The organism is Granulosicoccus antarcticus IMCC3135, assembly GCF_002215215.1.
GTDB classification, from domain to species: domain Bacteria; phylum Pseudomonadota; class Gammaproteobacteria; order Granulosicoccales; family Granulosicoccaceae; genus Granulosicoccus; species Granulosicoccus antarcticus.
The window spans coordinates 50806-57500 of the sequence record NZ_CP018632.1 but is presented as its reverse complement, the minus strand read 5'-3'; the positions used below and the strand labels follow the sequence as shown (position 1 = coordinate 57500).

The window sequence follows — 6695 nt, the reverse complement described above, 5'->3', positions numbered from 1 at the left end:
ATCAATCTTGTCCTTGCGTAACCAGTCATCAACATTGATCATCGCTCGTTTGATGATATCGGCAGCAGTGCCCTGCATCGGGGCGTTGATGGCTGTGCGTTCAGCATAGTTTCGCAGTTGTGCACTGCGGGCGTTGATGTCCGGCAGGTACAGACGACGACCAAACACGGTCTCGACGTAGCCCTGCTCTTTGGCCAGTGCACGCGTTTCATCCATATAACGCTTTACATCGGGATAACGCTCAAAATACAAATTGATATAGGACTGAGCCTCGCCTCGCGCTATATCCAGCTGCTTTGCCAGTCCGAAAGCCGACATGCCGTAGATTAGTCCGAAGTTGATGGCTTTGGCCGATCGACGCTGATCCGGCTCGACCGCCTCCAGAGGCACACCGAATACTTCGGCGGCTGTCGCCTTGTGAACATCCAGCCCCTGTTCGAACGCACTGACCAATCCTTTATCACCAGACAGATGCGCCATGATTCGCAGCTCTATCTGGGAGTAATCCGCTGCCAGCAATCTGTAACCATCCTCCGCTATGAAGGCTTCACGTATACGACGACCTTCTTCGGTGCGTACCGGTATGTTCTGCAGATTCGGATCTGTACTGGATAAGCGTCCCGTCGAAGCAATGGCCTGGTTGTAGGAGGTATGCACACGCTGGGTCTTCGGGTTGATCTGTAATGGCAACTTCTCTATATAAGTCGACATCAGCTTGGTCAGACTGCGGTGTTGCAATATCAACTTGGGCAGCGGGTAATCCAGCGCCAACTGCTCAAGCACATCTTCAGCCGTGGAAGGCTGTCCTTTCGGTGTTTTACGAATGATCGGAAACTGCTTTTCATCGAAGAAGATTTCGCCAATCTGCTTGGGCGACCCCAGATTGAACTCGCGCCCAGCATCTGCGTAGGCATCCAGCTTCACCTGCTCGATTGTCTTGGCAAGAATGGCTCCTTGCTTCTCGAGCATTCCTGCATCAATTCGCACACCGGTGTACTCGATATGGGATAGCACCAGCAATGCAGGTATTTCGATAGTTTCATATAAGGTCTGCAATACCGGCTCTGCTACCAGCCTTGGCCAGAGAACCTGATGCAGGCGTAACGTGATATCGGCGTCTTCAGCAGCGTATTGGCTAGCCGCTTCAATCTCAATCTGATTAAAAGTCAGCTGCTTCTTGCCCTTGCCGGCGACATCCTCGAACTTGACCGTGGCGACATCCAGGTATTTCCTTGCCAGCGAGTCCATGTCATGACGTGTTGCCGTGCTATCAATCACATAGGATTCCAGCATGGTGTCATGCGCAACATTAACCAGTTCGATGCCATGATTGCGCAGGACGTTGATATCGTACTTGATATGCTGCCCCACCAGATTGCGCTTGTCTCCTTCGAGCAAAGGCCGCAACCGCTCCAGTACGACTTGCCGGTCAAGTTGTTCGGGCGCACCTTCGTAATCGTGTGCCAATGGCACATAGGCAGCTTCTCCCTCTGCTACAGAAAATGAGACACCGACCACCTCTGCCACCATGTAATCCAGGCTTGTCGTCTCAGTATCGAAGGCAAACAACTCAGCCGCCTCTAGTCGACTGATCCAGCCATCCAGAGCATCGAGTGTCAGAATGGTTTCATAACGACGCTCGACGGGATCGCTGACATCTGCCGACACCACGCCCGCAGCATCCGCATCGCCACTGGCCGCTTTCCCATCGCCACCACGTGGCTTCTGCAACGGTGATTTTCCTTCGGCCAGCTCACGACTCCAGGTCTTGAACTCCAGCTCCTGATACAACGCCGTCAAGCCCTCGATATCAGGCTCATTCAGAGTCATGTCGGCGATACCCTGCGGCAGTTCCACATCAAGCCGGATAGTGGCCAGATCGTAGGACATGGGCAAATGTGCGACTGCATCACGCAACTTTTCGCCGATCTTGCCTTTGACCGACTCCGCATTGTCGATAACACCTTGCAGAGAACCATGTGCATCCAGCCACTTCACGGCAGTCTTGGGACCACAGCTAGGCACACCGGGGATGTTGTCAGATGTATCACCGACCAATGCCAGGTAATCGATGATGCGTTCGGGGGCGACACCGAACTTGTCCTTCACTCCGGCAACGTCCATATGGGTGTTCGTCATGGTATTGACAAGGCTCACATGCTCATTGACCAGCTGTGCCATGTCCTTGTCACCGGTGGATATGACCGTTTTCAAGCCTGCCAGACTTGCCTGTACGGATAGAGTTCCAATGACATCATCGGCCTCGACGCCTTCGATAATGACCAGAGGAAATCCCATTTTCTCAACCACCTCGTAGAGTGGCTTGATCTGGGAGCGCATGTCATCAGGCATGCTGGCCCGGTTCGCCTTATAATCTGTGTAGATCTCGTCACGAAATGTCTTGCCGCTGGCATCAAAGATCACCACCATGATGGTGGGCTGATAATCGGCCACCAGACGACGCAGCATATTGACCACACCATAGATGGCGCCTGTCGGCTGACCTTTTGCATTAGTCAACGGAGGCATGGCGTGAAAGGCCCGATACAGATACGCTGAACCATCGACCAGGATGACGGGACGGTCGGCGGCGCTATCGATATTGGCGGTGCTGGACATACGTAAGAACCTTCATTGGCGGTTCGGATAGTGTACCTATTCAGCTGACCTGTAATTTCGAAAACCGCCGATTACCGGCAAAGGACGAATCGATGCGAAAGCTACCCACCCAGAATCAGATGCGCCGGGACGCTCGCGACAAGGCTCTGACACGAGATTCCTGGAAAATTTTCCAGATCATGTCCGAGTTTGTCGAAGGCTTTCAGCAATTGGCGGACCTGAGCCCCTCTGTCAGCATCTTCGGTTCAGCCCGCTTCAAGCCTGATAACCCCTACTACAAGTACAGTGAGGAAATCAGCCGCTTACTGTCAGACTCCGGCTTCGCGGTAGTCAGCGGCGGTGGGCCGGGGGTTATGGAAGCAGCCAACAAGGGTGCCTTCAGTGGCAAATCGGCCAGCGTCGGGTTGAATATCAAGCTGCCACACGAACAATCGGGCAATCCGTACCAGGACATCAGCCTTAACTTCAAATATTTTTTCGCCCGTAAGGTGATGTTCGTCAAATACGCCTCGGCCTATGTCGTCATGCCCGGCGGCTTTGGCACTCTGGATGAGATGGCAGAGATTCTGACATTGGTTCAGACCGGCAAGTCCAAACGCATTCCCATCATCCTGTTCGGCACTCAATTCTGGCAGGGGCTGTTGGACTGGTTCGAATCTTCACTGATCGAAGCCGGCACCATCAGTCCAGGCGACATGGACCTCTTTCAACTCACGGATGATCCGCAATTCGTCGTTGATGCCATCTTCGATTTCTACGAAGGCGTCGAACTGGACCAAATCGTTGACGATTCACAACTCATGATGGATTTGTAGTCTTTTTTCACAAGTAACACGGTTTTTGTGCCGAAGCAGTCGCTGACAAATCCGGCGGCGCACTCAAGCCGACTTTGCCTCTGGGCTCCTCTGCTTGTCATCCAATAGCGCTTAGTGGTGAAGCCCACCACTAAGTGCTATTGAGCTCTTCATGAAAATGAGCTCACTCAGAAAATCCGAGTAACGACTCAGGCTGCCTGAATGATGTCACCTAGCTCAGCAGATGCCAGGTCATATTCTGCCCAAATCCCCGCAACCAATTCCTCCAACTCAGCTCCACCGCCATTCTTGATGGCAACTTCAATTTTGCTGCACCGAGTAGACAGGGTGTCTGCCCCAAGATAAGCGCTGCTGGATTTCAGACTATGGGCGCAATCAGATACCGTTCCCAGGTCGTTCTCGGCCATGGCGGATGTCATGACGTCGAGCACTTCGGGTGTTTTCTCGAAATAGATACTAATAACCTTACTCAGCAGATCAGGCTTACCGGGGCGTTGTAGCCCTCGAATCGTGCTGATCGCTTTCAAGTTGATAACCGAAGCGCTGGTTCGCGACGGAGCTGGCTGCTGATTGTCAATGCTCTCGACCGTCTTGGTCTCATTGTCTTCGGAAACGATCAACTGCTCGGAGGCAGTCGTATCTTGCTCTGGGAGCTTAGTAGATTCAATGATCGCATCAGCCACGTCAGCCACGTCAGCCACGTCAGCCACGTCAGCCACGTCAGTCGCGTCAGTCGCGTCAGTCGCAGACAAATGATCGTCACTGTTATCGAATTTTTCCTGAACTGATAAATCCGATTGCACCGGCACTGGCTCGGACGGAGTCTCTGCACCTGCCGAGCTCAACCCATCAAGCCCGTCGTCCATATTCAAACTGTGGCTGTGTAAATCATCTTCGCGAGCACCGGAAGGTAACAGGGCAGGGGTCTTGCTGTGTTCTTCCTTATTGAATTCATTGGGTGTCTGGTCAACCCATTTTTCGATCATGTTCGACAACACCTGAATCCGTACAGGCTTGGACACATAATCATCCATTCCTGCCTCGAGGCACTTTTCCCGATCACCTTCCATTGCATTGGCTGTCAGTGCTACCACCGGGGTAGGTGCATTCAATGAGCCATCCAGCTTCATGCGATGAGTGGCTTCGTAGCCATCCATGGTCGGCATCTGGCAATCCATGAGCACGATGTCGTACTTTTCCAGATTGCCCATCTCTACAGCACTCTGGCCGTTGGTAGCAAGAACCACCTCACAGCCCAGCTGCTCAAGCATACCCATGGCCACATCCTGATTCACCGGATTGTCCTCAACCAGAAGTACACGTGCTCCAGGTTTCAATGTCGAGACTACCGGCTCGTGCCCCGCTCGCACCACCTGCCCTGCCTGCTCCACCCGATCTTCCCGCAGACGAGCACCACTTTCATGAGGCATCAGAGAGGCCAGAGAATCATGCAGCACGGACTGTCTGGCAGGCTTGCTGACATACTTGTATATCCCCAGCTTGCGCAATTCCATGCCATCGAGTTGCAGAATCGCAGAGGTCAGCATGATGGCCTGAATATGGCGAAAGTCAGGCTCAGCCTGAATATTCTTCGCCAGTTGAATACCATCCATCTCGGGCATATGAAGATCCAGAACCAGGACATCAAAACCCTGATCCCGATCATGTGCTGCACGCAAAGCCTGCAATGCAACTTTGCCACTTTCTACTGTCTCAACCACTAGACCCCAATTGGACAGCTGGTGATACAGGATGGTGCGATTTGTTTCATTATCATCAACAACCAATACTCGTGCTCCGTGCAGTGAGCGGCGACGCAGAGAACCACCGGCACCTTCTGGAACATCTTCCAACTCCATCGTAAAGCTGAATCGTGTGCCTTCACCCAATCGGCTACGAAAGGTGATATTGCCATTCATCATGGTTACCAGCTCTTTCGTAATCGCCAATCCCATGCCCAGGCCGCCATGTTCGCGAGTATTGGACAGATCTGCCTGCGTAAAGGATTCGAACAAGTGAATCTGCATTTCAGGTGAAATACCTTCACCCGTATCCTGGACATCGCAGTGGTATTGCGACTTGCCCTTGCTCTCCTGCTTTCGTGTTACTCGCACAACCACTTCGCCTTCATGCGTAAAGGCAACGGCATTGGCGATCAGGTTCTGCAGTATCTGTCGAACACGACTCGGATCACCGTCCATTTGAGCGGGCACATTAGAGTCAACATAACAGATGAGCTCAACGTTCTTGGCATGCGCTGTGGTCGCCAGCGATGTACAAATATCCTCAACGCAGTCTCTCACTGAAAAACGTCCGTGCTCGAGCTGCAGTATTCCAGATTCTATTTTTGAATAATCCAGCAGATCATTGATAATGGCAAGCAGCGAATTTGATGATGCAGCAATAGAATTGACGAACCGCTCCTCACGAGCCGACAACGCACCACCAAGCAGTAAATCCGTCATCCCCATGATGCCATTCATGGGTGTACGCAATTCGTGGCTCATATTGGCAAGAAATTGTGCCTTGGCCTGATTGGCAACATCCAGCTGCTGACGACAGCTGATCAGCTCCTTGCGTACACGTGTGAGTTCATCGGTGGCAATCTGCAATTGAGCGTCTTCATTCTTTCCACGAAATCTCGATGTTCTATCTTCACTCATCGTATCCGGATCACTCTCTCGATCAGATTGTTCGCCAGAGTTCGAATAGTCGTGCCCCCTCGGACCAGCCAAATCGAGCCTCTGATGTGATCCCTCGCTGCTCATGGAATCGAGTAACTCCAGGGCCTCTCCCCGACCGCTCCAGTGCGGTAGTTCCTCATGTGAACTGTCTCCCTGTTCATTCCCTGTGTGAAACAGGTACAGCAAACCACCCAAGGCCACCAAACCTAATATGGCAAGTTCATTGCGCAACTGACCCAAAGCTTTCAGCACAACTACGCTTACACCGTTTTCGTCATACCACACAATTTTCCATGCTGGTAGATCAAGTTTCATGCTGATCAACAACACAAATGCAAAAACACAGACAAGCAGCGCCAACAACATGCGCAAGTGCACAGAACGGCCCTTGCGCGCGGCGACCTGTCGACCAACAGATTTGTCGACAGTCATCAAATCCTGTTTAGCTTCTATCACTGGTTCCACGGTAAAGCTGCCTCATATCGATAGGGGCTATTGCCCAATCAGTAGCAGAGCGCAAGACATCCTCGTCAAAACAGCTCTGAATCGCTACTAAAGCGGTTCACCTCACCTATCG

General features: G+C 52.2%; 3 protein-coding genes (1 of these 3 running past the window's edge). 1 reads left to right on the top strand and 2 read right to left on the bottom strand.

Annotated elements, in window-relative coordinates:
- Nucleotides 1-2619 carry the 5' portion of a DNA polymerase I gene (polA, locus tag IMCC3135_RS00215; RefSeq protein WP_088915740.1) on the bottom strand. 168 nt of this gene lie to the left of the window's left edge, so the window shows 2619 of its 2787 coding nt (coding positions 1-2619); its start codon is at nt 2617-2619; the stop codon falls past the left edge of the window.
- 92 nt (nt 2620-2711) lie between these two features.
- On the opposite strand from polA, the gene IMCC3135_RS00210 reads away from it, so the two are divergent.
- On the top strand, nt 2712-3434 hold the full coding sequence (locus tag IMCC3135_RS00210; protein ID WP_088915739.1) for an LOG family protein: 723 nt from the start codon (nt 2712-2714) through the stop codon (nt 3432-3434).
- A 188-nt stretch (nt 3435-3622) separates the two neighbouring features.
- Here IMCC3135_RS00210 and IMCC3135_RS00205 read toward each other — a convergent pair whose 3' ends face one another.
- The gene (locus tag IMCC3135_RS00205) at nt 3623-6550 is read right to left on the bottom strand and encodes a hybrid sensor histidine kinase/response regulator (protein ID WP_157735651.1); all 2928 of its coding nucleotides are present in this window, start codon (nt 6548-6550) and stop codon (nt 3623-3625) included.
- Nucleotides 6551-6695: the final 145 nt, after the last annotated feature.